Annotated in this window: 26 protein-coding genes; 24 read left to right on the top strand and 2 right to left on the bottom strand. The window is 66.7% G+C overall.

Annotated elements, in window-relative coordinates; genetic code table 11:
* The first annotated feature begins 119 nt into the window (after nt 1-119).
* The 24 genes from ACT3SZ_RS16250 (at nt 120) to ACT3SZ_RS16135 (ending at nt 21997) form a co-directional block, all read left to right on the top strand.
* Nucleotides 120-476 (top strand): RapZ C-terminal domain-containing protein, encoded by a 357-nt coding sequence (locus ACT3SZ_RS16250; RefSeq protein WP_441583104.1) that lies wholly within the window; start codon nt 120-122, stop codon nt 474-476.
* Nucleotides 473-1609, top strand: a complete 1137-nt coding sequence (locus tag ACT3SZ_RS16245) for an HK97 family phage prohead protease (protein WP_444620363.1) — start codon at nt 473-475, stop codon at nt 1607-1609. The genes ACT3SZ_RS16250 and ACT3SZ_RS16245 overlap by 4 nt, the downstream gene beginning before the upstream one ends.
* On the top strand, nt 1606-2895 hold the full coding sequence (locus ACT3SZ_RS16240; protein ID WP_441583106.1) for a phage major capsid protein: 1290 nt from the start codon (nt 1606-1608) through the stop codon (nt 2893-2895). Before ACT3SZ_RS16245 ends, ACT3SZ_RS16240 begins: the two co-directional genes overlap by 4 nt.
* 80 nt (nt 2896-2975) lie before the next feature.
* The gene (locus tag ACT3SZ_RS16235; RefSeq protein WP_444620360.1) at nt 2976-3245 is read left to right on the top strand and encodes a hypothetical protein; all 270 of its coding nucleotides are present in this window, start codon (nt 2976-2978) and stop codon (nt 3243-3245) included.
* Nucleotides 3238-3402 carry a hypothetical protein gene (locus ACT3SZ_RS16230; protein WP_441583108.1) on the top strand — a complete coding sequence of 55 codons (165 nt, stop codon included), beginning with the start codon at nt 3238-3240 and terminating at the stop codon, nt 3400-3402. The genes ACT3SZ_RS16235 and ACT3SZ_RS16230 overlap by 8 nt, the downstream gene beginning before the upstream one ends.
* Before the next feature lie 12 nt (nt 3403-3414).
* Nucleotides 3415-3909: a hypothetical protein gene (locus ACT3SZ_RS16225; RefSeq protein ID WP_444620358.1), complete on the top strand. Its 495-nt coding sequence runs from the start codon at nt 3415-3417 to the stop codon at nt 3907-3909.
* Complete coding sequence (locus ACT3SZ_RS16220; protein WP_441583110.1) at nt 3906-4262, top strand: hypothetical protein; 357 nt, start codon at nt 3906-3908, stop codon at nt 4260-4262. The genes ACT3SZ_RS16225 and ACT3SZ_RS16220 overlap by 4 nt, the downstream gene beginning before the upstream one ends.
* Nucleotides 4263-4269: 7 nt before the next feature.
* A complete protein-coding gene (locus ACT3SZ_RS16215) occupies nt 4270-4560 on the top strand; it encodes a hypothetical protein (RefSeq protein WP_441583111.1) in 291 nt (96 codons plus the stop codon).
* Nucleotides 4557-4949, top strand: coding sequence for a hypothetical protein (locus ACT3SZ_RS16210; RefSeq protein WP_441583112.1), 393 nt, complete (start codon nt 4557-4559; stop codon nt 4947-4949). The genes ACT3SZ_RS16215 and ACT3SZ_RS16210 overlap by 4 nt, the downstream gene beginning before the upstream one ends.
* 24 nt (nt 4950-4973) lie before the next feature.
* A complete protein-coding gene (locus ACT3SZ_RS16205) occupies nt 4974-5708 on the top strand; it encodes a phage tail tube protein (protein ID WP_441583113.1) in 735 nt (244 codons plus the stop codon).
* A gap of 110 nt (nt 5709-5818) precedes the next feature.
* On the top strand, nt 5819-6190 hold the full coding sequence (locus tag ACT3SZ_RS16200; RefSeq protein ID WP_441583114.1) for a hypothetical protein: 372 nt from the start codon (nt 5819-5821) through the stop codon (nt 6188-6190).
* A gap of 80 nt (nt 6191-6270) precedes the next feature.
* Nucleotides 6271-6558, top strand: a complete 288-nt coding sequence (locus tag ACT3SZ_RS16195; RefSeq protein ID WP_441583115.1) for a hypothetical protein — start codon at nt 6271-6273, stop codon at nt 6556-6558.
* A gap of 9 nt (nt 6559-6567) precedes the next feature.
* Entirely contained in the window at nt 6568-11481 is a 4914-nt protein-coding gene (locus ACT3SZ_RS16190) for a phage tail tape measure protein (protein ID WP_444620355.1), read from the top strand.
* 18 nt (nt 11482-11499) lie between these two features.
* A complete protein-coding gene (locus tag ACT3SZ_RS16185) occupies nt 11500-12345 on the top strand; it encodes a hypothetical protein (protein WP_444620353.1) in 846 nt (281 codons plus the stop codon).
* Entirely contained in the window at nt 12342-13925 is a 1584-nt protein-coding gene (locus tag ACT3SZ_RS16180; RefSeq protein ID WP_444620352.1) for a Gp37-like protein, read from the top strand. The genes ACT3SZ_RS16185 and ACT3SZ_RS16180 overlap by 4 nt, the downstream gene beginning before the upstream one ends.
* On the top strand, nt 13895-14272 hold the full coding sequence (locus ACT3SZ_RS16175) for a hypothetical protein (protein ID WP_444620350.1): 378 nt from the start codon (nt 13895-13897) through the stop codon (nt 14270-14272). Before ACT3SZ_RS16180 ends, ACT3SZ_RS16175 begins: the two co-directional genes overlap by 31 nt.
* Nucleotides 14244-15338, top strand: a complete 1095-nt coding sequence (locus ACT3SZ_RS16170) for a hypothetical protein (RefSeq protein ID WP_444620348.1) — start codon at nt 14244-14246, stop codon at nt 15336-15338. Before ACT3SZ_RS16175 ends, ACT3SZ_RS16170 begins: the two co-directional genes overlap by 29 nt.
* Nucleotides 15335-15922: a hypothetical protein gene (locus tag ACT3SZ_RS16165; RefSeq protein ID WP_444620346.1), complete on the top strand. Its 588-nt coding sequence runs from the start codon at nt 15335-15337 to the stop codon at nt 15920-15922. Before ACT3SZ_RS16170 ends, ACT3SZ_RS16165 begins: the two co-directional genes overlap by 4 nt.
* A gap of 7 nt (nt 15923-15929) precedes the next feature.
* A complete protein-coding gene (locus ACT3SZ_RS16160; protein WP_444620344.1) occupies nt 15930-17183 on the top strand; it encodes a hypothetical protein in 1254 nt (417 codons plus the stop codon).
* Nucleotides 17180-19183: an SGNH/GDSL hydrolase family protein gene (locus ACT3SZ_RS16155; protein ID WP_444620342.1), complete on the top strand. Its 2004-nt coding sequence runs from the start codon at nt 17180-17182 to the stop codon at nt 19181-19183. The genes ACT3SZ_RS16160 and ACT3SZ_RS16155 overlap by 4 nt, the downstream gene beginning before the upstream one ends.
* A 66-nt stretch (nt 19184-19249) precedes the next feature.
* Nucleotides 19250-20692 (top strand): glycoside hydrolase domain-containing protein, encoded by a 1443-nt coding sequence (locus ACT3SZ_RS16150; RefSeq protein WP_444620341.1) that lies wholly within the window; start codon nt 19250-19252, stop codon nt 20690-20692.
* Nucleotides 20689-21207, top strand: coding sequence for a hypothetical protein (locus tag ACT3SZ_RS16145; RefSeq protein ID WP_441582886.1), 519 nt, complete (start codon nt 20689-20691; stop codon nt 21205-21207). The genes ACT3SZ_RS16150 and ACT3SZ_RS16145 overlap by 4 nt, the downstream gene beginning before the upstream one ends.
* Nucleotides 21208-21212: 5 nt before the next feature.
* Nucleotides 21213-21635, top strand: coding sequence for a hypothetical protein (locus ACT3SZ_RS16140; protein ID WP_441582885.1), 423 nt, complete (start codon nt 21213-21215; stop codon nt 21633-21635).
* Nucleotides 21632-21997: a hypothetical protein gene (locus ACT3SZ_RS16135; RefSeq protein ID WP_441582884.1), complete on the top strand. Its 366-nt coding sequence runs from the start codon at nt 21632-21634 to the stop codon at nt 21995-21997. Before ACT3SZ_RS16140 ends, ACT3SZ_RS16135 begins: the two co-directional genes overlap by 4 nt.
* 93 nt (nt 21998-22090) lie before the next feature.
* Here the strand turns inward: ACT3SZ_RS16135 and ACT3SZ_RS16130 are convergent, their stop codons facing one another.
* Both ACT3SZ_RS16130 and ACT3SZ_RS16125 read right to left on the bottom strand, forming a co-directional pair.
* Nucleotides 22091-22627 carry a hypothetical protein gene (locus ACT3SZ_RS16130; RefSeq protein ID WP_441582883.1) on the bottom strand — a complete coding sequence of 179 codons (537 nt, stop codon included), beginning with the start codon at nt 22625-22627 and terminating at the stop codon, nt 22091-22093.
* A gap of 336 nt (nt 22628-22963) precedes the next feature.
* A complete protein-coding gene (locus tag ACT3SZ_RS16125) occupies nt 22964-23890 on the bottom strand; it encodes a hypothetical protein (RefSeq protein ID WP_441582882.1) in 927 nt (308 codons plus the stop codon).
* Between the last annotated feature and the right edge of the window lie 577 nt (nt 23891-24467).

Genomic DNA, 24467 nt, shown 5'->3' with positions numbered 1-24467 from the left:
GGCATGAACAACATGCCGGGCATCGAGGGTGGTGACGAGCTCGCCCGTCCGATGAATACCTCGTTCGGCGATGACGTGCAGGACGGCGTTCGGGACGACGAGCCGGGGGAGGAGGACTCATGATCACGATCATCTCCATCGGCAAGAAGTACGAGCAGGCGCAGCCCTGCGATATCCACATCGATGCCACGCAATGGCCGACTCCGCCGCCCGGGCACCGCAAGCTCGACGGCCGCCACGGCGTCATCCAGACCAGCGTGCTCACTCGAAACCCGGTGCTGTTCTCGTATCTCCTGCTGGCGGCGCAGTTCGCGCAGCGGCTCGCCAGGGATCAGGACCAGGTCACCGTCGTCGTCGAGTGTGTGGAGGGTATTCACCGCTCTGTCGCTGGTGCCGAGGCTCTGCTGGCCTATGTCACCGAGTTGGGGGAGGAGGCCACGGTGTTTCATCGGGATCTGGGGAGGCGGTCGTCATGACGATCCATGTCGTCGTCGGCCCACCGGCCTCCGGAAAGTCCACGTTCGTCGAGCAGAACGCTCCGCCGGGCACGCCGCGGTTCGACTTCGATCGGGTCGCCGACACTGTCGCCGGTGACGAGGTGAAGCACGACGCGCCGCAGGCTGTCGTGGACGCCGTCCTGGCGATGCGACGGGGCCTGATGGGCTGGGCGCTGGATGCCGAGACCACCGTCGGCGAGCTGTGGCTGATCAACGCCAGGCCGACCGACAGCACCATCGCCGCCCTCGCGGGCGCAGGGGCGACCTTCCACCTCTGCGACCCCGGCGTGGACGAGTGCATAGCCCGCGCCGAGCGTGAGGGCAGACCAGACCACACCATCGACCGGATCAGGTCGTGGTACGACAATCCGCCGGACCTGCCGGGGGAGAAAGGGGGTGAGGCCATGCGAGTCAAGGACATGACCGTGCAGGTCAAAGCCGACGACACCGACGGGGGCGGCGAATTCTCCGCCTACGCCTCGGTGTTCGACAACATCGACAGCTACGGCGACGTCATCCGCAAGGGCGCATTCGCCAAGACGCTGGAGGACTGGGAGTCCAGCGGCAACACCATGCCGCTGCTCTACGGGCACAACTTCTCCGATCCGTTCAGCAACATCGGCTCGATCATCAAGGCGGAGGAGGACGATCACGGGCTGAAGATCAGCGCGAAGATCGACCTCGACAATCCGACCGGCGCCCAGGTCTACCGCCTGCTCAAGGAGAAGCGACTGAGCCAGATGTCCTTCGCCTTCGACGTGAAGGAAGGCGGCTTCGCCGAGGCAGACGGCACCGACGTCTACGAGCTGCGGGAGCTCACGCTCTACGAGTGCTCCGTCGTGCCGATCGGCGCGAACCAGGAGACCGAGATCCTCGCCGTCAAGGCGATGGCCCGCTACCTCGACGCTGCCAGCAAGGGAGCCGTCGACCAATTCCGCCAGGCGCTGTCACCGCCTGGTGACAGCAAGACCGACACCAACCCCGAGACCCCGGAGGACGCCAAGTCCCCGGGGTCTTCGCATGCCGAGGACTCGGACGAGTCCACGGATCACGCTGGCCGAGCCCGCTGGGCGAAGGCCCAAATCGCACTCCTAGAAAGGACCACACGATGAACCTTCGTGAACAGCGCGATGCCGCCGCTAAGGCCGCGCGCGACCTCAACGCCAAGCACGGCGACAACATGACCGACGAGGTCTTCGCCGAACTGAAGGGCCACCTGGAAGACGTCGATCGTCTCGACGCTGATCTGGAGAAGGCAGCGGACCGCTCTGCCGCCATGGACAAGGTCAAGTCCCTGAACCTCGACGGCGGTGCCGACGGACGCAAGGGCGGCGACGAGCCGGCCGCGAAGTCGCTGGGCGCGCACTTCGTGAAGTCGTCCCGCGACCGGCTGACCGATCAGGCGTCCGGTCGTCGGATGGAGTTCTCCGCCCCGGAGTTCGACGGCACCAAGGCCGCCGACGACCCGCACAAGACCGCCAACCTGAGCGACGAGTTCAACACGCTCTACGGCACCCAGGTTCAGCGCGGCATTGTCAACGCTCGCCGCGAGCGCCTCGTCGCCGCTGACCTCATGGGTGCCGCCACCGTCACCCTCCCGACGATCAAGTATCTCGTCGAGAAGGCAAAGCGCATGATCGAGGGCGCGCCGGCCACCGTCGCCGAGGGTGACCGCAAGCCGTACGTCCGGTTCGACGAGTTCGACGTCGTCACCGAGTCGCTGTCTAAGATCGCCGCTCTGACGAAGTTGTCCGACGAGATGATCGCGGACTACGGCTTCGTCGCTGACTGGATCAACCAGCAGTTGATCTACGAGCTGTCTGTGGTCGAGGAGGAGCAGTTGCTCCGTGGCGACGGCACCGGCTCCAACCTCACCGGGCTGCTTAACCGCGACGGGCTGCAGACCTTCGACATCGACACCGACGACACCGGCGACCAGTTCGACGGGCTGTTCCGTGCGACCCAGAAGATCCCGGCGGCTACGAACCTCGTGGCGGACGCGTTCATGGTCAACCCGCTGGACTACGCCGAGATGCGGCTGCACAAGGACGACAACAAGCAGTACGTCGCTGGTGGCCCGTTCTCCACCGGCCAGTACGGTGTCGGCGGCGTGCTCGTCGACCCGGCTGTCTGGGGTCTGCGAACCGTGTCGACCAACGCTGTGCCGCAGGGCCGCTACGTCCTCGGTGCGTTCCGCCAGGGTGCGACCGTTCTGCGTAAGGGCGGGCTGCGCGTCGACTCCACCAACACCAACGACGTCGACTTCGAGCACAACCTGGTCACGCTGCGCGCCGAGGAGCGCCTGGGCCTGATGGTCCCGGTGCCCGCTGCCTTCGTCACCGGACAGCTCGGCTCCACCACCGGCGGCGGAGAGGGTGACGGCCAGGGGGAATCCTGACGCCGGGCGCTATGACGCTACCCGGCGCTGGGACTGTGCCCACGGCCAAGTCCAAGTCCAAGAAGAAGTAGGAGGCCACCATGGCTGAGTACGACGGAACCACGTTCCGTAACGACGACCCCGACACCCCGCTCGAGGCATCCGTCCTCAACGACTGGAACGCCGCCACCGTCGACCACGGCAAGCGGATCGAGACCATCGAGAACGCCGACCCACCCAACGACGGTGAGGACGGGCAGGACGGCAGCGACGCCGCCAACCCTTTCACCGACGACGAGGTCACCGTACTCAAGGCTCTCGCCGCAGAATCAGGCGACGACGGTGCCGACGGTGGCGAGTCCGGTGAGTAATCGCAGGCTCTACCGCCTCGACCTGCCCGGCGGCAGTCACGTCTACCGCTACCTCACCGCCGAAGACGCCGCCCGGGACTACCCCGACGCCGTCCTCGACAACACCGAGAAAGCCCACGTCCCGATCAACGAGGCCTGGTCCCCGGAGACGAAATAGGAGGTGATGCCGATGCCCGACCACGGCATCACCCCCGACCACGTCGCCAACGTCACCAAACAGACCGCCACCGAAGAGCAGATCGACCGGGCAGTAGCCTCCGTCCGGTCCCTCTGCGGCTGGCACGTCTGGCCCACCCGCACCGACACACTCCGCCTCGACACCGCCGGCGACACCCTCCTCACCCTGCCCACCCTGCAGGTCGAGGACATCACCGCCGTACGCATCCACGGCACACCCACCACCGCCTACACCTGGTCCACCGACGGACTCCTCGAACTCCCGCGCCACCGCGCCGGGCTGGGGGCACTGGAGGTGGAGCTCCGGCACGGCTATGACCGTCCGGCGGACCTGATCGGCGTGGTCGTGCAGATGATCGGCCGGGCGGCACGCCCTGCCGAGCAGATGCAGGTGGGCGGTATCTCGGTCGGGGCGGCGCAGGGGGTCACCCCACAGTCGTCGGAGTGGCGAGTGCTCGGAGCGTACGAGCTGGGGGCCGAGCCGTGATTTTCAGCGAGCAGGTCACCATCGTGCGCCCGGGCCGCAAGCGCGGCGACTACGGCGGCTGGGAGGACGACTGGGACACCCCGACGGAGATTCCCGTCGAGTACCCGGTGTCCGTGCAGCCGCAGGCGTCGCAGGCCGAGGAGACAACCACAGACCGTGCGGTCACCGACTCCTACCGCCTGTTCACCCCGCCGCCACACCAGCTGCCCGAGGACGTCGTCTCCGGCGACCGTCTCCGGGTCGACTCGTGGGGGATCACGCTGATCTTCGACGGCAACCCCCTGCGATGGCGCACCCAGATCCTGCCGCACACCGAGGCCGACCTCGTCCTCGTGCGCGGCGTACGGAAGTGAGGGACTCATGCCCGACAACAACGTTGCCCTGGACGCTGACGATATTTTCGCCCAGGTCAACCAGTCCACCCAGCTGCGTGCTGGTGTGCGGAAGGTGGCGACGAAGGTCGCTGCCGAAGCTCGCCGGACGACAGCGAAAGAGGGCGGCGACGCGACGATCACCCTGCGTGAGTCACCGCTGCCCAACGGGCGGTACTCGATGGATGTCGTCTCCGACTCCACCGACGAGGAGTACGGCTCCACCGAGGCCAAGCGCATCCGTGCGCTGCGCTCGGCAGCCCGGAGGAATACGCGATGACTGACCCGCTGAAGTGGGTGATCGGCATCGTCGGGGCCAACGTCGGCGACGACATCTGGGTCGCCGACCGCATGCCTCGACCCAACGAACTCGAGGAGAACCTGCCGGCAGTGTCGATCGACCTGCTGCCCAGCTCCGAGAGGTCTGCCTGGGGAGGATTCGGCGGCCCGGTGATGGAGGGCATCGCCCTCGACATCGACGTCGTCGCACAGTCCCGCGCCGACGCCGTCCCGGTCGCCGACAAGGTCCGGGAAATCTTGCACGCCCTACCGCACATTGAGGGGTCCGCGGTCAGCTCCGTGGAGTGCCCCCGATTCGCCACCCGCCCTGACATCTCGCCGTACGTGCGGCGCATCGGTGTCGAGGCAACCATCATGACCCGCTCGTAAGCGGGACTAACCCAAGGAGGAACCATGGCAGAGCAGTCTGCACTCGAAGGCTTCAAGGCCGCAGCCGCCCGCGTCGGAGTCACCGGCTCCATGCGCGTCGCCCCGCTGGGCACCAAGCCCAAGACGGACCTGAAGTCGAAGTACGACACCGACATCTACCGCAACCTCGGCTACCTGTCCCCGGACGGCGTGACGATCAACTTCGACGAGTCCACCCAGGAGTACATCCCCTGGCAGGAGATGACCGCGATCCGTCGCGACATCACCCAGTCCGTCAAGACCGTCCAGGTCACCTTGTGGCAGTTCACCAGGGACAACGCCGCGCTGTACTTCGGCGTCCCCGGTGGCGACATCGTCGTCAACGAGGAAGGCGACGCCTGGTACTTCGACGAGGGCGGCGTGCCTGAGTTCGAGCACCAGCAGGTCATCCTCGACGTCGTCGACAACAACAAGGCGATGAAGCTGACGATGTACGACGCGCAGGTCACCGAGCGTTCCGGTCTGACGATCAAGCGCGACGAGATGATCGGCCTGCAGATCACCCTGTCCGGCTACCCGGCAGGCCCGGAGTACGCCTCCGCAGGCGAGGACGGCAAGTCCCTGGAGGGCAAGACCAACCGCTGGCTGTTCTCCAACTCCTGGTCCGCCGATGGTCCCGGCGACGACGTCAACGGCGGCGACGACGGCGAGCCCGTTGAGGGCCAGACCCTCGCCAGCAACCTCACCGTGCCTAGCACGGAACTGACCCCGTCCAAGTGACGGCCCGGCCCCGGGAGGGACACCTGGCAGATCCGCCCGGGGCCGTACCTTTCTTCACCCCGTAAAGGGATCTGCCACCCCAAACTTCCATCCTGAAAGGATCTGCCACCATGACCTTCGACATGACCGAGCTCGTCGATCAGAAGACCGAGGCCACCGGCGTCGACGGAAACTGCATCGACTTCAACTTCCGCGCCACCGAGGGCGAGCACAAGGGCGAGGTGTTCAACTTCATCGTCCCCGACCCCACCATGCTCACCGACGAGCAGCAGGAGGAGCTCGCCGAGCTGCCGAACTTCGCCGTCGACATCGCCGCCTGGTACCTCGGCGACGAGCAGTACGACAAGTTCCGTGACCTCGGCGGACAGTCCTGGATGGTCCGCGACATGCTGCAGAGCATCGCTGAGGAGCGCCAGGCCAAGGACGCAGCAGGACGCCCTACACGGCCGAATCGCTCCTCGCGCCGAGCCCGGAAGCGGTAGAGGCCGCCTGCGAGGCGACGTACGGGTGGGATGTCGTCGGAGCCTACTGGCGCGGCGAGATCACCCTACGCAAGCTGCGCGTGCTGGTGACCCACCTACCGCAGGACTCACCAGCCCGGTGGCACGCCTCTGACGATCGTCCCTGGTCGCAGAACGACGCGCTGCTCTGGCAGCTCTACGGTGCAACCCTTCGCACCAACGTTAATCTCGCCCGCCTCGGTGGCAACAAGAAAGCCGTCATGCCGTGGGACGAGCAGCCGAAGTTCCCCTGGCGCAAGCCCGATAACCCCAACTCCCAGACGCTGGGTGGGGTTTCGGCGGAGCGCCAGGACGAAGCGATCGAGTACCTGCTCGGTCTCGACGAATAGGAGGCCACCATGTCGTCAGTCTGGGTCCCGATCCTGCCGTCCCTCAAGGGCTTCACGCAGAAGATCGAGGGCGAAGCACGCAGCGCGTCCCAGCGTGGCGGCAAGGTCGCCACCGACGAATTCGGCAAAGCCGGTGAGTCCTCCGGCAAGGCCATGGCCGACGGGCTCAAACGCCAGCAGGCCCTGGTCTCTAGTGCGTCAAAGACCGTCGGCGACGCTCGCAAGGCCGAGGCCAATGCCTCCGGCGCTGTGCGTACCGCCGAGCTGGAGCTGCAGCGTCTACGTGACCGTGGTGACGCCTCCGCCGCCAAGATCGCCAAGGCTGAAGAGGACCTCGCCGACAAGAAACGTCGCGCGGAAACCGCCGGCACACGGCTGAACCGGGCAGAGGAGGAGCTCGCCACCGTCCGCGACGGTGGCGAGGCATCCTCCCGCAAACTAATCTCTGCCGAAGACCGTGTCGTCGACGCCCGCAACAAGGTCGAGAAAGCCGCCGGTGAGGTCCGGGTCACCGAGCTGCGCGTCAACGAGGCACGCGAGAAAGCGGAGACCCGGGCAACGTCGCTGCAGGCAGCCGAGGACAACCTCGCCACCGCGCGCGAGACCTACGGTGAGGACTCCAAGGAAGCGGCGGCCGCAGAGCGTCAGGTCGAAACTGCGCGTAAGCAGTCCGAGACCGCCGCCAAGGGCGTGGTCGACGCTGAGAACACGATGGCGAAGAAGAAGGGTGAGCTGCAGACCGCCACCGAGGGGGTCGAGTCCGCTTCGCTGAGTCAGAAGGCTGTGCAGGAGGATCTCACCGTGGCGGTGGATGACTCCGCGGAGTCGATGGAGGCTGCGGAGAAGTCCGCGGAGTCTTTCGGTAGCACTCTCGACAAGTCGGCCCTCGCCGTCGGCGGACTCGCGGCTGCCGCCGGCGGGGCCCTGGTCGCCATGGGTGTTGAATTCGATGATGCTTTCCGCACCATCCGCGTCGGAACCGGTGCCAGCGGTGAGGCCTTCGAGGGACTCAAGGAGTCAGCCCTATCCGTCGCTGACACCGTCCCGGCGATGGACGGCGGAATGTCGCAGATCTCCGAGACTCTCGCTGACCTGAATACCCGGCTCGGACTGACGGACGAGCCGCTGGAGACCATGACGGGGCAGATGGTCGCCCTGTCGAACCTCGGTGTCGATGCTGATATCGACGCCGTGAGTAAGGCGATGAATGGTTTCGGCATCGAAGCCGCAGATATGCCTGCTGCCCTCGACGAGCTGTTCCAGGTATCCCAGGCCACGGGCCTGTCGGTCACGGACCTCGCCAACTCCGCAGCGAAAGCCGGACCGCAGCTCCGCGGATTCGGCTTCACCATGCAGGACTCCGCGGCCCTGGTCGGCCAGATGGACAAGGCGGGCCTCGACGCCGACGGCACCCTGCAGCGGCTCTCCCGGGCGATGGCGGAGTTCGCCTCCGAGGGTCGCGACGCGCCCGAGGCTCTGAAAGAGACGATCAGCAGCATCGACGACTTCATCGCATCCGGCGACGAAGCTGGCGCGATGAACCTCGCCGCCGACTTGTTCGGCACCCGAGGGGCCGCTCAATTCGTCGATGCTGTCAAGACCGGCACCCTGTCAGTCGACGACTTCATGGCGGCCACCGGAGCCACCGAGGACACCATCCTCGGCGTCTCCGAGGAGACCCGCACCATGGGCGAAAGCTTCCAGCTGCTCAAGCAGAAGAGCGCGAACGCCCTGCAGCCGATCGCCTCCCAGCTCGTCGACGCGCTGATCCCGGCCATCGAGACCGGTGCCCAGAAGCTCGAGGAGTTCATGGGCTGGATCCAGGACAACCAGGGCCTGGTCACCGGGCTCGCTGTCGGTGTCGGCGCGGCAGCAGCAGCCTTCGTCACCTGGCGAGGAGCAGTCGCAGCAGTGACTCTGGGGCAGAAAGCCTTTGCCACCGCCACAGCCCTGTCCACCAAGGGCATCAAGGGCATGAATACAGCGATGAAGGCGAATGTGATCGGACTGATCGCCACCGCCATCATTGGACTAATCTCCGGACTGACCTGGTTCTTCACCCAGACCGAGCTCGGCCAGGAAATTTGGCAGGGCTTCATGGATGTCCTCTCCGGAGCCTGGGAGTGGTTGACCGGGGTATTCGGCCCCGTATTCTCCTGGCTCGGCGAGACCGTCTCGTCCGTCTGGGAGGGGATCAAGACCGGCTGGGACTTCCTCTGGGAAGCCATCCAGACAGCCTGGACCAGTGTCATCAAGCCCGTGCTCGACGCCTTCATGACCGCAGGCCAGGTCCTCTTCGCCATCGTCGGAACCGCCGTCCTCGCACCCCTGATGATCGCCTGGAACCTCCTGTCCTCGGCGATCGAATGGGGCTGGAACACCCTGATCAAACCAGCCTGGGACGCCCTGCAAACCGCCGCGACCTGGATGTGGGAATCCGTCCTGCAACCTGTCTTCGGCTGGATCGGATCGGCCTGGGAGGGGCTAACCTCCGGCATCGCCTGGTGGTGGGAGAACGTCACCAAGCCCGCGTGGGAGCAGCTGCAGAACGCGGCTACTTGGATGTGGGAAGTCGTCCTGTCGCCGGTCTTCGGCTGGATCTCTGCCGGGTGGCAGGCCATGTCCGACGGAATCAAGTGGGTCTACGACTCGATCATCAAGCCCACCTGGGACGCCCTCGGCAATGCCCTGTCCTGGCTGAACGACCATGTCATTCAGCCGGTGCTGGGCTGGATTCAGGACCGGTGGGACGACATGGGTGCCGGAATCCAGTGGGTGAAGGACACCGTCATCCAACCCGTGTTCGACTCCATCGCAACCGGTCTCGACGTCCTGAAGGGTGTATTCGAGACTGCCGTCGACGGTATCGGCACCGCCTGGGATGGCCTGAAACGTGCGGCCGCAGCACCGGTGAAATTCGTCATCGAGAAGGTCTGGAATGACGGCATCAGGAAGGCTTGGAACGCCATTGGCGGCCTGATCGGTCTCGACGAAGTTGAACCGTTCGAGCCGGACTGGCTCGGTGACTACGCCACCGGCACTAGCAGTATTGTGCCGGGGGAGCGGTCGGTCGGTCGAGACAATATGGACTTCGTCTCGACCGACGGTCGCTACGGCATCAGCCTGGCCGGTCAGGAGGGCATCGCCCACCAGCACGTCGTCGACGGCATCGGCAGGTCGAACTGGGACCACCTCAACCAGGTCGGCCGCACCCGCGGTGCGGCGGCTGTGCGTGAGGAGCTCGGCAGCTTCGCCACCGGCGGAATCGTCGGTCCGATTGACCTCGGTAGCTTCGCCGAGGGCGGTACACTGCAGCGGAACCCCGGCGCAGAAGTCACCACTGACATCCAGCGGTCGATGGAACGCGCCGTCGCTGCCGCATTCCCCAACCAGATCATTACCTCTGGTACCCGGTATGAAGATGTCGGCTCCGGCTATGACAACCACATGGCCGGTCGTGCTCTGGACTTTGCGGCAGACCAGGCTCTCGCCAGCTGGATCGCCAAGGAATACCCGCAATCCGCCGAGCTGTTCTGGGACCCGGGCCCCAACCTCAAGAATGGGGCCCCGACCGGTGCGATCGGCGGACACTCCGACCACGTCCACTGGGCCATGGCCTCGATGGTCGACCCCTACACCGGCGACGTCGTCTCTGCCGACGGCCCCGGCGGAGGCGGGGGAGGTGGCGGCAACTGGCTGTACAACAAGGCCAAGGGTTTCTGGGACAAGTTCACCGACCCCATCACCGGTCTCATCGATGGTGCGATGTCCACCTTCGGAGATACGAAGTTCGCCGAGATTCCCGGCGCCTTCTTCGACTCCACGAAGGACAAGGTCTTCAACTGGATCATGGACAAGATCCCGTTCGCCAGCGGCCCCGACTCCGGGAGCGGGCCTGGATCACTCGGCGGCGGCGTTGAACAGTGGCGCTCAATGGTCGAGATGGTTCTCGCAGACCAGGGCCGGTCAGCTGGGCTGACCGACACCGTCCTGCGCCGCATGGACCAGGAGTCCACGGGTGATCCCGGAGCCATCAATGAGTGGGACTCCAACGCCCAGCAGGGGTGGCCGACCAAGGGGCTCATGCAGATGCGTGATGACACGTTCATGTCCTGGGCGGAGCCAGGCCATACCGACATCTGGAATCCGGAGGACAACCTGCGATCCTCCCTGCGCTACACCGAAGCCACCTACGGCTCCGTCGAAGCCGGCTACAACAAGGCCGGCGGATACGACGCTGGCGGGTGGCTCGACCCGATGCAGGGACTCCAGGCTGTCTACAACCACTCCGGTGAACCCGAGCCGGTGCTCACCGGGCAGCAGTGGCGAGACGTCAAGGGAAACCTCGACTTCGCGCTCGCCGTCGCACCGTCCGCCGAGTCCTGGGAGCGCATCGCCGAGGAGCTCACCGCTGCTTTCAACGGCGGCGATTGGGGCTATGGCGAGCTCGCCACGATCCTCGGCGACGAGCACGCCGAGCAGCTCGTCACTGACGTTGCCGCGATCCGCGGCAGCATCGAGGACGAGCTGCTCGACTTCTTCGGACTGTCGGGCACATGGATGGCTGACCCCTCGCAGCTTGACATCTCCTGGGAGACCCCCGGCGATGACAGCGAGACCGACGACGATGACGACCGCAACGACGGGGCCGACGTCTCGTCCGACGGCCCCGACGACGACTTCATGGCAAACCCCGCCGCCGGAGTCGCCGCGGTCAACGACTCCCTCGTCGGAGACGTCCCCGCAGAGAACGCCAGCCAGGCGTCCGCCAGCGAGGTCTCCTCCGACAGCGACAGAGTCACCCTCGACCGCGACATGGTCGTCAACATCGTCATGGAGAACGTCCAGACCATGGACCCCGACGAGATCGCCCGCGAAACCGCACGCGAGGCACGCCGCGCACTCGCAGCGTTCCGCTTCTAGCTCCAAGGAGGTACCTGGATGCTCGGCATCAACCGCTCGGCAGTCCTCGTCTGGATCGCCCCCGACGGCCGCCAGCTCCACCTCGCCGGCGGAGCAGACCAACGCCGCGAGGGCGTCTCCCTCGACGAGGGCCTGGACGGCGTCGGCGGCATTGAAGCCTCGCCCGCATTCGAGGCCGCCATCACCCAGATCGGCGAAACCGTCGCCGGGTGGGAGCACGGCCACGGCGAGGTTGACCTCCCCATCACCATCCTCGGCAAGACGCCGGCAGACATGCAGGCAATCCGCGAGGACCTCAAGCGGATGTTCCCGCTCGGTCGCGCCGGGTGGCTGGCGGTCAACTCGCCGGTGACGGGGTGGCGGTGGCTGCGGTGCTACCGACGCTCCATGAAGCCCGGATTGAACAAGTCGCCGTACCTGACGTCCACGATGCATCTGGACCTCGTCCTGATCGCCGAGGACCCCAGGGCAGAGACCGCACCGGTTACGTCACAGTGGCGAAACTCCGGCGACCAGGGCAAGGGGAACCTCTGGGTCACTGGGGGCGACGAATGGCCGGCATGGCCGACTCTCGTCGTCCACGGCCCCGGGCAGGTGACTCTGTCGATGTCCGGGGAGAAGATCTGCCTGCCGCACCTCGACGCCGGGGAGCGGGCCCTGCTCCAGACCGACCCCGCCCGCTCCGTCATGCGCTCCATCGCCGCCGACGGCACGTCGACCAACCGCTGGCCCGACGTCGAGGGCTATCTCTCCCAACCGATCCCGGCCGGGGAGATGACCCGCGTCGGCGTCCGCGTCACCGACGGCAACCGCGATACCTCGGTGCTGGCGCACACCCGCATCCACATGGAAGGGCTGCTGTGAATCTCACCGACTCGCTGCACGATCTGCTGTCCTCCGACAACGCCGAGCGCGATCGCTTCACCGCCCCCGAGCCACACATCCAGTTCTGGACCGGCAAGGGGCGGCTCAAACTCTGGTCACCCTGCACCAACGCGATCGACTGGAACTTCGACGAGAAAGACCTCGAGCACGGGTCGTGCAGCTTCAAGTTGCCCGCCGACGACAACTGGACCGAGTACTTCGAGGGCCTGGACCGCTACCTCGCCAGGCTGGTCACTTTCGACTGGCCTGGCGGCTACCGTCCCGCCTTCGTGCTCACCAGCTACCGCCGCGTGCGCATCGGCAAGCGCACATGGTTCGAGGTCACCGGCTCCACCCTCACCGCCTACCTCTCCGCGGTTCACCTGTGGGCCAACCCGCTCATGCCGCCGGAGGTGCAGATCTCCGGGGCCTGGCGAGCCATCGGCCCGGCGTCCACCTCCTGGAAAACAGCGCTGACCCTCAACCTCGTGCGCCTGCAGGCCAATACCTGGTCCATCCCGGTCCGCGATCCGTTCGCTCCGGGGTCGTGGGACCTGGTGCGCAACGCGCTGCACCCCATCATGATCAACCCTCGCCGCGTCGGCCTGTTCGACACCTCGGGGTGGATCATGGCCGAGTGGTGCATGGAGACCGCCTGGGACGCCGCGGTGGAGATCGCCGAGGCGCAGGGCATGTCGGTGCGCTGCGACCTGTGGCTGCCCGGTGACGCCCAGCCGTTCCCGGAGTGGATGACGCTCACCGAGCCCCGCATCATCGTCGACATGGTCCCCAGCGCCCGGGACATCAACTTCACCGGCACGTTCGTCGACGGGCTGATCCGCGAGGCCATCAAGATCGCCGACGACGCCTTCAGCTGGATCACCTACCCGCTGCTGGAGCCCACAGGCATCATGGACCGCCTGGAGGATCGCCAGGAGTTGCGGATCCCGCTGTACCGGTCGGGGGAGTGGTCGCCGGCCACCCAGGCCGACGAGGTCACCCACCTACCGCAGGCCACCCGCGCCACCGTCGGCGGCAAGAGCCCCGGTTGGCTGAACGGCCTGGTCGCCACGACCGTCGGCGCGGGTGTCTCCGCCATCGGCGCTGCGGTCGGGCTGCCCGGCCTGCGCATCGGTTTCCTCGAGGAGCTCGCGCAGAACCGCCTGTTCGCCTACCACTCGGTCGAGAACCTGGACCTCGCCCGCGAGGCCGGCGACTGGCGGCTGCGCGAGCGCTTCGCAGGGTCGCAGACCACCGCACTGTCGCTGCAGGCAGGCGAGGCGGCGAAATCCACGCTGCACGAGACCCGCGGCTGGGTCTCCCACGAGATCCAGGTCGCTAACGGCGCACCCTATTTCCTCGGGAAGCACCTGCTGCTCGGCATGCCCGTGGCCGTCGAGCGCGAGGACTCCTCCATCGGCGTAGACACCCTCACCGGCGTCTCCGCCTCCGGCGGCCGCGGCGCCACGACCGTCACCCTCACCGTCGCCAGCCCGGAGGAGTCCGAGCCCGGCCTGTACGCACTCAAGAAGATCAGGAAGTCTAACGGATGGATCAATCGACTCGCACTGCAGAACTAGTCGCCGACCAGGTCGACTCGCTCGCCCGGTTCCTCACCGCCGCGCCGCTGCCGAATGACACGGTCGCGGACATGCCCCCGGAGATCGCCCGGATGCTCGCCGAGTCCATCGTGCGGTGGGAGCACGGCGAGATTCGCCGAGACGGCACGTGGCAGCCCATTGGTGAGGTCACCACCGACCCCGAGGTCGGCGACGTCCGCGCCGAGGTCACCGGCGACGGCACCATCATCAAGCTCACACACATCCCGACCGGGGCGACCGTCCTCGGCGAAACGCCCTCCCGGGCATGGACAGATCTACGCAGAAAGGTGGCCGACCATGGCAGCGAAACGCCAGTCGATCAGTGAGGAATTCATCGAGCGGATCAACGCCGACCTCGATATCTTCGGCATCAAGGCTGACCCCTCACAGCCACCGATGACCGAGACCTACCTGCACGTCCGCCGCCGACAGGACGGCTCCGCCGGGAATGCCCGGCTCGCACTGCCCGCATTCCAGGGCGAGAAGGGCGACCCCGGCGAGCCGGTGGTGCACCAGGGTGACCGCACTAGCGCGCAGCTCGCAGCGCTGCGTGAGGCGCTCGACCACAGGCACCGCAACTGGGCCTTCCGCAACACAGACAACAACGACATGTACGTCTGGAACGGCAGCACGTTCATCGTCTACGAGAACGCTTTCGGCGCGGAGGGGGAGCAGGGCCCGCCGCCCGAGCTGTGGCCCGGTACCGTCACCATCGAGGGGTACGGCGAACTCGACGACACCCTTGGTGTCCGCATCCGCGGGTCCGACGGCTCCTACACCGTCGGACTTGACCTGCCGAAGCTCCCCAAGGGCGATCCCGGCGACCAGGGCCCGCCCGGCGGCATCTACACCAGCCCCGACATCGACGGCGGCCCCACCGACGGACAGATCCTCGTCCACGACGGCGAGACCGGCAAGATGGTCTGGCGCGACGGCTACCTCGGCCCCCAGCTCTACAGCGTGCCCCCGTCCGCCTTCGGCGACTGGTCCGCCGGCATCTCCGCCTCCCGCCACCACATCACCACCGTCACCATCCCCGCCCAGCCCTTCCGCTACCGCCTGGACTTCTCCGGCGGCGTCGAGGTCTCCTCCATCATCGGACAGACCATCGACGTCCAGGTCCTCGCCGACGACCCCGACAACGGCACCCTCGTCGGCTGCGCCTGGGGCTCCATGGAAGCCACCGGATGGATCCACCAGCGATTCGACGCCTTCCACGACATCCCCGTCACCCCCGAATCCACCGGCCTGCGCGCCGGGGTCGTCGAGGCAGGCACAGAGGTGGAGCTCCATGTGGTCGCCGTGAAGTCCGCCGGGCTCGGCACAGGCTGGCGGGTCGCATCCTCGGGGCGCTCGAATCTGCAGGTGAAGGTGGAGAGGATGTCCGGATGACGTTCTACCGCACCCCGCAGCGGCAGAGCTTCGACGCCAACATCTTCGAGGAGTCCATGGTCGACTACGGCGAGCAGGTCGCCGTCCAGGAAGACCTCGGAGCAATCGGCGGCATGCTCGGCTACGGCAACATCTACCACTACCCGAACTTCAACGATCTCCCCGGCGGCACCTACATGACCGGCAGCGCCGAACAGGTCGTCGGGATCAGCGGGAACCGCTCGTCGTTCCCCGGCGTCGGAGTGTCAGCTGAGCAGAACTCAAACGACTACTGGGGTCTGCGGATCCTCGACGCCGGGGTCTGGAAGGTCACGGTGAACTTCCGGTGTACACCGGCATCCGGGGACACCTGGTTCCAGGTGAGCACGACCCACGACCCGAAGTACGCCTCGGCAGATACCGCGAACCGCCGGACGATCGCCTACGGCAACTTCAGCGACGTCATCGTCTCCAACGCCGGCGGCGAGCTCGTCGTCCCCATCGCCATGGGCTCAGGCAGCTGGACCAAGGGGGAGATGAAGATGACGATGTACCGCATCGACGGCGGAACCAGCAGCTTCTCCCAGAACAATCTCCGGAAATGAGGTCGCTATGAGCATCCGCCACGAAATGATCACCGGCAGGTGGACCCTCCTGGTCGAGGACTCCCACGCCGACGACGACGCCTACCTCGACGAGGTCCCCCTCACCGGCACGGTCACCTTCACCCCAGTCTGGCCCGACGGCGTCGTCGCCGCCCCCGCCGGAGGGGACGACGAGCCGCTACGCCTGGTCGCCACCCAGCCCGTGACCGCGCTCGTCGCCGACGGCATCCTCACCGACCTACAGGGCCGCGAAGGCCAGCCCCTGCCCGTCCAGATCGGCGAGGTCGAGCTGTGGTGGCGGGCCCGCTTCAACGTCGCCTACCAGGGCATCGAGGTCCCTCTCAACCCCCTACTCGTCGACGCGACCGAGGGGCCCGTCGAACTCTCGACGCTGTTCTCCGCCAAAGGCTACCCCGACGACGACCTCTCCGGCCTCGAATCCATCCGCGCCACAGTGCGCCGGCAGGCCCGCGAAGTCGCCAACGCCCTGGACCTCGTCAACCGCGCCGCGGCGAGCGTAGAAGACCTCGAGCGCCGCGCGGAGGAAGCAATCCGTCAGGCCGAGGAGTACCTCCGACAGGTCAAAGGCCTAATCGACGACGCCGAGTCGATCCGCAGGTCCACCGGCGAGATCCGCGACGAGGTCCACGACTGGTACGAGCAGCTCTCCACCGACACCCAACTGATCATCGACGCCGTCAACGGACACGTCGACAGCATCGCCTCCGGGGTCACCGCCGACGCCGACCGGGCAAAACAGGAAGCAGACCGCGCCGGGGACGCCGCGCGCGTCGAGGTCACCCGACAGATCTCGGACGTCGTCGACGGCGCGCCGGAGGACCTGGACACGCTGCGAGAGCTCGCCGAGTACGCCTCCGAGAACCGGGACATGCTCGACCAGGTCAACGAGGCTATCGCCAACAAGGCCGCCAAGGACCACGGCCATGAGATCACCGGCATCGATGGGCTCAAGGACGCCCTCGACGGCAAGGTCAACACCGTCACGGATGGGGCCCGCCTGTACGGCACCACCGTCGCCGGCAGCCAGACCCGCCTGCAGTACTCCAGCCAGGTCACCCCCGGCACCGTGGCATACCGGGCCACCAGTGGCGCGACGCTCTCCGCCGGTGACCCGACCGGCGCCGACCACCTCACCACGAAGCGCTACGTCGACGCCGCGGTACCGACGATCGTCGTGGTTGACGCCATGCCAGACACCCCGGACGCCACAACGATCTACCTCGTGAGGGAGCCGGAATGAGCATCATTGTCGACGGCCGCACCATCAGCGAGGTGTACGCCGGGCCGGAGAAGATCCGTGAGGTCTACCGCGGCGCGGACCTGGTGTGGTCGGCCCGCGCTGGTTCGCGCATGGGCTACCAGTGGGAGCGCGCCCGCACGAACCCGCTGCGGATCCTGTTCATCGGTTCGTCGACGATCCAGGGGCACGGCGTCGCCTGGTCGGAGGGGCTGGTCTACCAGCTCACCGGCTACCTCGCGTCGCACCTGCCCGGGGTTGAGGCCACGGCGATGGTCAAGGGAACCACCGGCACCTACCCCGCGCCGGGAGGTGCAGGCTTCCACTTCCTCAACGCTGGCGTCGGCGGGACGACGGCGAACAACTACTACGGCAACGACCGCACAGCGATCGTGCAGAGCTACCAGCCGCACATCGTCGTGCACATGGTCGGCTCCAACGACTACAGCCTGCAGCGGCCCCTGAACGACTACCGCGACGACCTGGTCGCCGTGACCAACAACGTCCTGCGCAACGCCATCAGCGGCGACACACGACAGCTGTTCATCCACGCGCCGCGGCGGGAGGATGTCGACGACAACGCAGTGGAAAACACCTGGGCTGACTACGGCCGGGTGCTGCGCGAGGTCGCCGAGGACACGACCCGAGCGGAGTTCCTCGACGCCGGGGCACTGTTCGACCAGGCTCGCGGCTCCAAGGATGTGTTCGCCAGTGACCGCGTCCATCTCAACGAGCGAGGCAACAGCCTGCTCGCCGCGGTCATTAGCGAGTGGTGGGGCCTGGACGCCCACGAGGACGAGACGATCTACGGCTTCGACGCCGGCGAGTGGGACCACCTCGCCAACGGCACCCGCATGTCCAGCTTCACCCCGGAGGGTGTGCTGCAGGCAGGCACGAGCATGACCGCCTCCGGCGACTACCGCCCGACGCTCTGGAACTCCACCGGCGGCCGCTTCCTCGACTTCACCGGCAGCAACCGGAAGATGGAGACCAGCGACTGGGGCGGAGTCCACGCGGCCCCGCTGACGGTCTACGCCGTCCTCGACGCCCTCACCCGCGACGGCTCGACCGGCTCGCAGGCCCTGTTCTCCCGGTCCGGGGCAGACTCCGGCTACCTGTGGGCCTGGTACGACCAGCCGGCCGGGCTGATGAAAGCCGCCAGCTCGTCCGCCCTTTCGCCCGGCGTGCCGATCGCCGGCGACCTGCTGACCGAGCCGCTGGTGCTCGCGATCAGTTTCCTGCCGTCGGGGCACTCCCGCATCCACCTCAACAGCCTGTCGGGGCAGCACCTCGCCGTGCAGTCGCCGGACGCAAGCATGGGACCGTGGATGCGCTCGCTCAAGATCGGAACCAACGCTGGCGAGAGCCAGTGGGCACAGATGTCGGTGCGCGAGATGTGGTGGCACCACGGCGCAGACCTCGACACCGTCCAGGCCCGCATCACCGCCCTCGCCGACAAGCACAAGATCCCGGTTACCACCCGTGTCTCCGACTGGTCCGAAACCTCCTCGGCAGCGGGCATCGACGACACCGTCCCGGACTGGGCCGACACCGTCGAAGTCGTCGCCGTGGGAGCAGGCGGTGGTGGCGCAGGAGGCGGCCTCATATCCACCGGTGACGGCGGCCGGGCCGGATCATGGGGCCACAGCAGTATCCAGGTCACCGGCGGGGAGTCCTTGAGTGCCCGCCCGGGGCTCGGAGGCTCTGGCGGGTCAACGGACTCCAGCAATGGGACAGCAGGTGTTGCCGCAACCGTGCGTATCGGCGGGCAGGAGGTCCTGAGCGCTTCCGGCGGCGGACCGGGCACCAGCACCAACGGCAACAATCCGGGACGAGCTGCGGGACACTACACCGCCTTCGGACGCAGCTTCGCCGGCGGTGGCAGCGCCAGCAACGGACAGGGCGGACGTCCTCCCGGCGGCGGTGGCGGCCCCGGAGCTCCACGAAACTCCGGGATGCCCGGAGCCCAAGGACGTGTCTGGTGGCGCTTCGTCGCCCACTAACCCCTCAACCCAACCAACCCCCGGTAACCCACCGGGGGTTTTCTCATGCCCTGAAAGGGGTGACGCATGGCTACAGTCATTGATTTCAGCGCCGGATTCCCGTCCGGTAAGGCGATCAAGGCCGCTGGGCACATCGGTGTGGTGTCCTATATCAGTCCGCCGCGTGAGTCGTGGATGAAGGCCAAGCCACTCACCAAGGCCAAGGTCGACGAGTACCGCGCCGCTGGTCTGCGTATCGCCACGGTGTGGCAGTACGGCGGGGCCGATAACCCCGACGCCATGCGCGGCGCTGCCGGCGGTCGGGACGACGCCCAGGCGGCCAAGAAGAAGCTCGACGAGATCGGCATGCCCGACGCCCCGGTGTTCTTCGCCGTCGACTTCGACATCAGCCTGCAGCAGTGGAACGGCACCGCGGTCAACTACTTCCGTGCCGCGGTCGAGGTCCTGGGCCGCGACCGGGTCGGCATCTACGGACACAGCAAGGTCGTGCACTGGGCGATGGAGGACGGCGTCGTCGCCGTCGTCGAGCCGGGCCGCGTGCTCGGCTGGGTCACCAAGTCGTGGTCCGAAGGCGTCACCGGCTCGGACTACGCCGTGCTATACCAGCGCGAGCACAACGTGGCCGGCCCCGACGGCATCCAGATCGACGTCAACGACGCCTACCACCGCGACTGGTCGTCCACCCCGGGCGACAGTGGCGCCCCGTCGGCCCCGGCGGTCGCCGGGGACTTCAAGCAGGGCGTGATGCGCTCCTGGTCGAAGTGCGAGGCATGGGTCACCAAGCTCATGAACAAGCACACCACCCCTGGCCGCGGCGGAAAGCAGATCAAGTACATCGTGAGGCACCACAATGCCGGCATCCTGTCGATCGACCAGATCTGGGACGTGTGGCAGCAACGGCAGGCCAGCGCGCACTACCAGGTCGACCGGTTCGGCATGGTCGGTCAGCTCGTCTGGGACTCCGATACCGCCTGGCACGCCGCCGACACCGTGCGGAATCAAGAGAGCATCGGCATCGAGCACGCCAACAGCGGGGGAGCGAACCTCGACTGGCCGATCTCCGACGCCACGATCGAGGAAGGCGCCCACCTCGCCGCCGCACTGTGCCTCAAGCACGGCCTGGGCCGCCCGGTGTTCGGTCGGAACATCCGCGACCACCTGGAGACCGGAGCCACATCGTGCCCGTTCCACCTCGCCGACGGCGGGAAGTACCACCGCAAGTGGATGGAGCGGGCGCAGTACTGGTACGACGCGATGCGCAGTGCCACCACCGAAACCCCGAAGGAGACACCCGTGACCGACTACTCGAGGCTGCTACTCGACCAGATCGCCGGGCCCGGCCGGACACCCGACGGCGCGCCGTCGTTCGCCGGATGGGACATCGACTCGATCATCGCCGCCGGCAAGAAGAAGCTGCGCGAAACCGGGGGCTGCACCGTCCCCGAGATGATCGCCATCGTCGGCGAGGACAAGCTCCGCGCCATCATCGCAGAAGGGACACAGTCATGACCAACACCGAGAAGAAGACCAACTGGGACGACCCGAAAGTCCGCCGTAAGGCCCTGTACGCCGGGGCGGTCGCCCTCGGCGTGGTCCTGGCGGGCATTGGCCTGATCGACCCCGACCAGATCGACGCCACCGCCCAGCGAGTCCTCGACGTCGGCGGGCCCCTGCTGTCCCTGGTTGGCATCAAGGCATTCCGCAACGTCGACGCCCCGGCCAAGGAAGTCGAGGCCGAGCGGTCCAAGGCCCGGGAGGAAGCCCGCACCGAAGCACTTGCCGAGGCTCGAGCAGAGGCGGAGAAGATGCTGTCGCAGGTCCGGTCCGAGGCCCTCTCGTCCGCCAACCAGGTCGGTGACATCCTCGCCGCCAAGCTCGACGAGCTGCCAGAGTCCGTCCGCAGCAGGGTGGCCGAGGGAATCAAGGCCGTCTACGACCGGCCCTATGGCCGCCACGACATCGACGCCGAGGCCCCGGAGCCCGAGCGCGACCCGGCGGGCCCGGGACGCTACCCGGGGGCGTGATCGTCATGCCTATCGACCACCTGCCCAAGCGGCTACGAGGCCCGGCGGAGCGGCTGCGGTGCGCGATGATGACCGACGGCACCGGACTGGTCCTGCTCGGCATCGGCTGCCTACTGCGGGGGATCGCGTTCTGGGACTCCGAGCCGACCGACCACCCCGCCGAGAACTTCCTCGGCATGGACCTGTGGGCACTGATCTGGCTCACCCTGGCCGTCCTCTGCTTCGTCGGGGCGACCCGCACCGGCAGCCGAGTGCACTTGTGGGCCTACGCAGCGTCCCTCGGACTGCACGCTGGGTGGGGCGCTTCACTGCTTGGTGCGGGGCTCTGGTTGACCGCGTCGTGGTACTGGCTGTTCGCCGCCGCGATCGCGTGGTCCGTGTGGCGCGGGTCCCGCCTTGAGCTACGAATACGGGAGGTACGCGAATGATGGATTTGGCCTCCGACGCGATCCGGTACGTCGCGCCAGCGCTGATCGCCGGAATCGTCACGCTCGCGATGGCACGGCTGGGCAAGGGTGACAAGGGCGAGCCCGCCGACCCGACGCTCCCGGAGTCTGCTGTCCAGCACTACCAGCAGTTCGTCGACCAGATGAATGACTTCACGGGCATGCAGATCAAGGAGTTGAAGCGGCTACACAGGGCCAGCGTCGAGCGCGTGGACCGTTTGGAGAAGCGGGTGAGCGTGCTGGAGTCGAAGTACCGTGCCGCACTCGACTTCATCCGCACTCTGATCCGTCGGCATCCGGACTCGTCTGACGATATCCCTGCCGAGATCCGGCACGACCTGTAGCGTCATCCGTGGCGGGGGAGCCACCGGGGCCGCCTCGCCAGGGGCGAGCGCCGTGGGCACCCCCGTGCCCACGTGCAGCTCCCCGACCTACCGCTACACCCGCGTCCCCTCGTGATACTCGCGGCACTCTGGGCATCGGCACCCGCCACGCCATCCGGCCGCCCTGCCGTGATTTACATCTGGCCGTCCCTCCATCAGGGCGGCGTCGACCCTCTCGGCGAAGCCCGAGTCCGCCTTTCGCCAGCGGGTGATCGCCTGCCACGACACCCCTGCCGCCTCCAGCGCATCCTGGTACGGCGGCCCGGACGCCAGGCCCTCCACGAGGATGCCCTCGCGCTCCGACCACCATGCGGCCCGCTGCCGACGGCGACGCCTGCCGGTGTCCTCGCTGTGTGCGGCGCGGCACTCCCCACATGTGCACCCCGCCGCCCACCGGTCAGCGGTGCCGTGCTGCGAGCTAATGCCCCGTTCCTGGCCCCGGTTCTCGATGGTCCTGTCCGCATCCTCGATCTCCTCGGCACTCCACGGCGGGGCGGGGAGTCGGCCGCCCCGCACCCAGTTGCGGACCGTGGCTGGCGCGATACCGAGGAGCTGCCCCGCCCGGCGGTAGGTCTGGATCATCTCGGTCATGGGACCCACTGTACCCCGTACCAACGGGGATTGTCCGACGAGCGCACCCTTAGGCGTGCAGCTCCCCACTGGCCCCTGCCGTCCTGGTGCCGGCAGGGGCTTTTTCATGGAGTCAGCCTCAAACACGTGGTGCTGCCGAGATAGGGATAGCAGGTTCACTTTCTGGGGAGCTCAAGCTTCGTCAGGTGTGCAGCACCGAGGGTTGCCACGACCACGGACGGTACAAGAATCAGGGGATTCTCCCCGTTCGTGGTGATCAGCCAGTATGACAAGGCACCGAAAGCGACCCCGATAAGGAGTAGGGCAAGGTTGACGGCGTCAAGCTTGCGGCGGGGCTCATGTCGCGGAGTCGTTGTCACCTCGGTTCCTCCTGTGATGTTCGACGCTGAGAACAGTCCATTTGGTACTGTTCCGTCCGTTCTTCTTGATCCTATCCTCCCTGATGCGGACCCAGAAGAAGTCAGCCCGACTAATTGCAAGGCCATCGGCGACGCTCTTGAGGAACCCTTCATCTTCCACAGTCGCCTTGCGGGTTTTCCCCCCGATCTTGACCTTCCACTGCTCCGGGTTGTCAAAGTCGATGGCGGACATCTGTGCTTCGCCTTCGAAGAACTCCTGGAACTCTTCAATCTCGTCGGTGGGGTACGCGGCTTCGAAGTCCTCCTTACCCAGTGAAGCGACAACGGTGGGGGCGTCATCCTCGTCAGTGTCGTACTGACTCGTGGAAGGCGCCGAGACCTCGAGTGCTGTCACCCGCTCGTCATCCAGTGGCTTCATGATCTTGTGGAGTCGCTGCTTCGTCCGCCGAGGGTACTTGTTGAGTGCCTCCCACGTGTCGCGGGAGACCTCCTGGGCGGTCTTGTCCTGCCACTTGATCAGGATGTTATCGTTTCCGAGCTCTTCGATGTCCGCCACCTTGGTTCGCACAGACTTAGTTGCGAGAGCAAAGACCCCGGCCAGCGCCGGGCCTACCGTTGTGCTGGTGACGGGGTGTGACTCGATGCTCTCCACGACCGTCCGAACGACTTCGATCACGAATGATCCCTCTTCGGCGGGTTTGACGTAGACGACGGACTCGCCGACGGTGTCCGAGTCGTGGAAGACGCCTGCCTTGTCGAGATCCTTAGTGAACTCCGACAGTCCAGCGAGAACCTCGGATACGTGCAGAGCACGGAGCTCGTGAAGATCGTGTCCTTCTCCGCCCTCTCCCGCGAATCGAAGGACCATTGAATCGAAGGTGTTCTCGGGGCGCTCGTTGTCCATGGGAGCACCATACCGGAGCAAGAAGAGGGTACTACAAGAAACCTAAACGCCTGTTAGCCCCCCGGGGGTAACGGGGCATTTCGGGGCGAGGGTTGTATCTCGCCGGCTCTCATAGTTGGCCCCACCGTCTCCGCGATGGTGGGGGCTTTTCGTGTGTCCAGGGCACCCCGCGTAGGCGTCCCGTGCCCGGCGCCAGCTCCCGTCCATCCCGCATCCATCCCGCAAAAACTTGCGCTTAGGGCGTGCCATGCGGTGCAGGGCGTGCCATGCGGTGCGGCTGACCTGCGGTAACGCTTTGACCAGCGGAGGCGGTCGCTTCAAGGAGAAGCGCTGAGCTTCTAGGCCCTAACCGGCCTGTGACTGGCCCCGGCCTGCACCTCCCCGTTCGCGGGGGAGTGTGGGACGGGGCTTTTCTCGCGTCATGGCCTGGTGGCCGGCGGTAGGTCGGGGGCCTGGTACCAAGTTGGACCTGGAAGCGTTGAGTTGGCCAACTCAACACTCCCAGGTCCAACTTGGTACCCCTCATGTCCGGGGAGAGGGGCCAAGATCGAGCGTGGGGTTTTTGTACCCGCCGGTT

It is taken from the genome of Corynebacterium sp. AOP40-9SA-29, assembly GCF_052377405.1.
In the GTDB taxonomy this organism is placed as follows: Bacteria; Actinomycetota; Actinomycetes; order Mycobacteriales; family Mycobacteriaceae; genus Corynebacterium.
Note: the sequence above shows the minus strand (reverse complement) of the source record. Positions and strands in the feature narration are given on the sequence as shown.

Coding starts and splice junctions, on each gene's coding strand:
- ACT3SZ_RS16250 (WP_441583104.1), top strand. CDS start 120: ATGATCACGATCATCTCCATCGGCAAGAAGTACGAGCAGGCGCAGCCC.
- ACT3SZ_RS16245 (WP_444620363.1), top strand. CDS start 473: ATGACGATCCATGTCGTCGTCGGCCCACCGGCCTCCGGAAAGTCCACG.
- ACT3SZ_RS16240 (WP_441583106.1), top strand. CDS start 1,606: ATGAACCTTCGTGAACAGCGCGATGCCGCCGCTAAGGCCGCGCGCGAC.
- ACT3SZ_RS16235 (WP_444620360.1), top strand. CDS start 2,976: ATGGCTGAGTACGACGGAACCACGTTCCGTAACGACGACCCCGACACC.
- ACT3SZ_RS16225 (WP_444620358.1), top strand. CDS start 3,415: ATGCCCGACCACGGCATCACCCCCGACCACGTCGCCAACGTCACCAAA.
- ACT3SZ_RS16215 (WP_441583111.1), top strand. CDS start 4,270: ATGCCCGACAACAACGTTGCCCTGGACGCTGACGATATTTTCGCCCAG.
- ACT3SZ_RS16210 (WP_441583112.1), top strand. CDS start 4,557: ATGACTGACCCGCTGAAGTGGGTGATCGGCATCGTCGGGGCCAACGTC.
- ACT3SZ_RS16205 (WP_441583113.1), top strand. CDS start 4,974: ATGGCAGAGCAGTCTGCACTCGAAGGCTTCAAGGCCGCAGCCGCCCGC.
- ACT3SZ_RS16200 (WP_441583114.1), top strand. CDS start 5,819: ATGACCTTCGACATGACCGAGCTCGTCGATCAGAAGACCGAGGCCACC.
- ACT3SZ_RS16190 (WP_444620355.1), top strand. CDS start 6,568: ATGTCGTCAGTCTGGGTCCCGATCCTGCCGTCCCTCAAGGGCTTCACG.
- ACT3SZ_RS16185 (WP_444620353.1), top strand. CDS start 11,500: ATGCTCGGCATCAACCGCTCGGCAGTCCTCGTCTGGATCGCCCCCGAC.
- ACT3SZ_RS16175 (WP_444620350.1), top strand. CDS start 13,895: ATGGATCAATCGACTCGCACTGCAGAACTAGTCGCCGACCAGGTCGAC.
- ACT3SZ_RS16170 (WP_444620348.1), top strand. CDS start 14,244: ATGGCAGCGAAACGCCAGTCGATCAGTGAGGAATTCATCGAGCGGATC.
- ACT3SZ_RS16165 (WP_444620346.1), top strand. CDS start 15,335: ATGACGTTCTACCGCACCCCGCAGCGGCAGAGCTTCGACGCCAACATC.
- ACT3SZ_RS16160 (WP_444620344.1), top strand. CDS start 15,930: ATGAGCATCCGCCACGAAATGATCACCGGCAGGTGGACCCTCCTGGTC.
- ACT3SZ_RS16155 (WP_444620342.1), top strand. CDS start 17,180: ATGAGCATCATTGTCGACGGCCGCACCATCAGCGAGGTGTACGCCGGG.
- ACT3SZ_RS16150 (WP_444620341.1), top strand. CDS start 19,250: ATGGCTACAGTCATTGATTTCAGCGCCGGATTCCCGTCCGGTAAGGCG.
- ACT3SZ_RS16145 (WP_441582886.1), top strand. CDS start 20,689: ATGACCAACACCGAGAAGAAGACCAACTGGGACGACCCGAAAGTCCGC.
- ACT3SZ_RS16140 (WP_441582885.1), top strand. CDS start 21,213: ATGCCTATCGACCACCTGCCCAAGCGGCTACGAGGCCCGGCGGAGCGG.
- ACT3SZ_RS16135 (WP_441582884.1), top strand. CDS start 21,632: ATGATGGATTTGGCCTCCGACGCGATCCGGTACGTCGCGCCAGCGCTG.
- ACT3SZ_RS16130 (WP_441582883.1), bottom strand. CDS start 22,627: ATGACCGAGATGATCCAGACCTACCGCCGGGCGGGGCAGCTCCTCGGT.
- ACT3SZ_RS16125 (WP_441582882.1), bottom strand. CDS start 23,890: ATGGACAACGAGCGCCCCGAGAACACCTTCGATTCAATGGTCCTTCGA.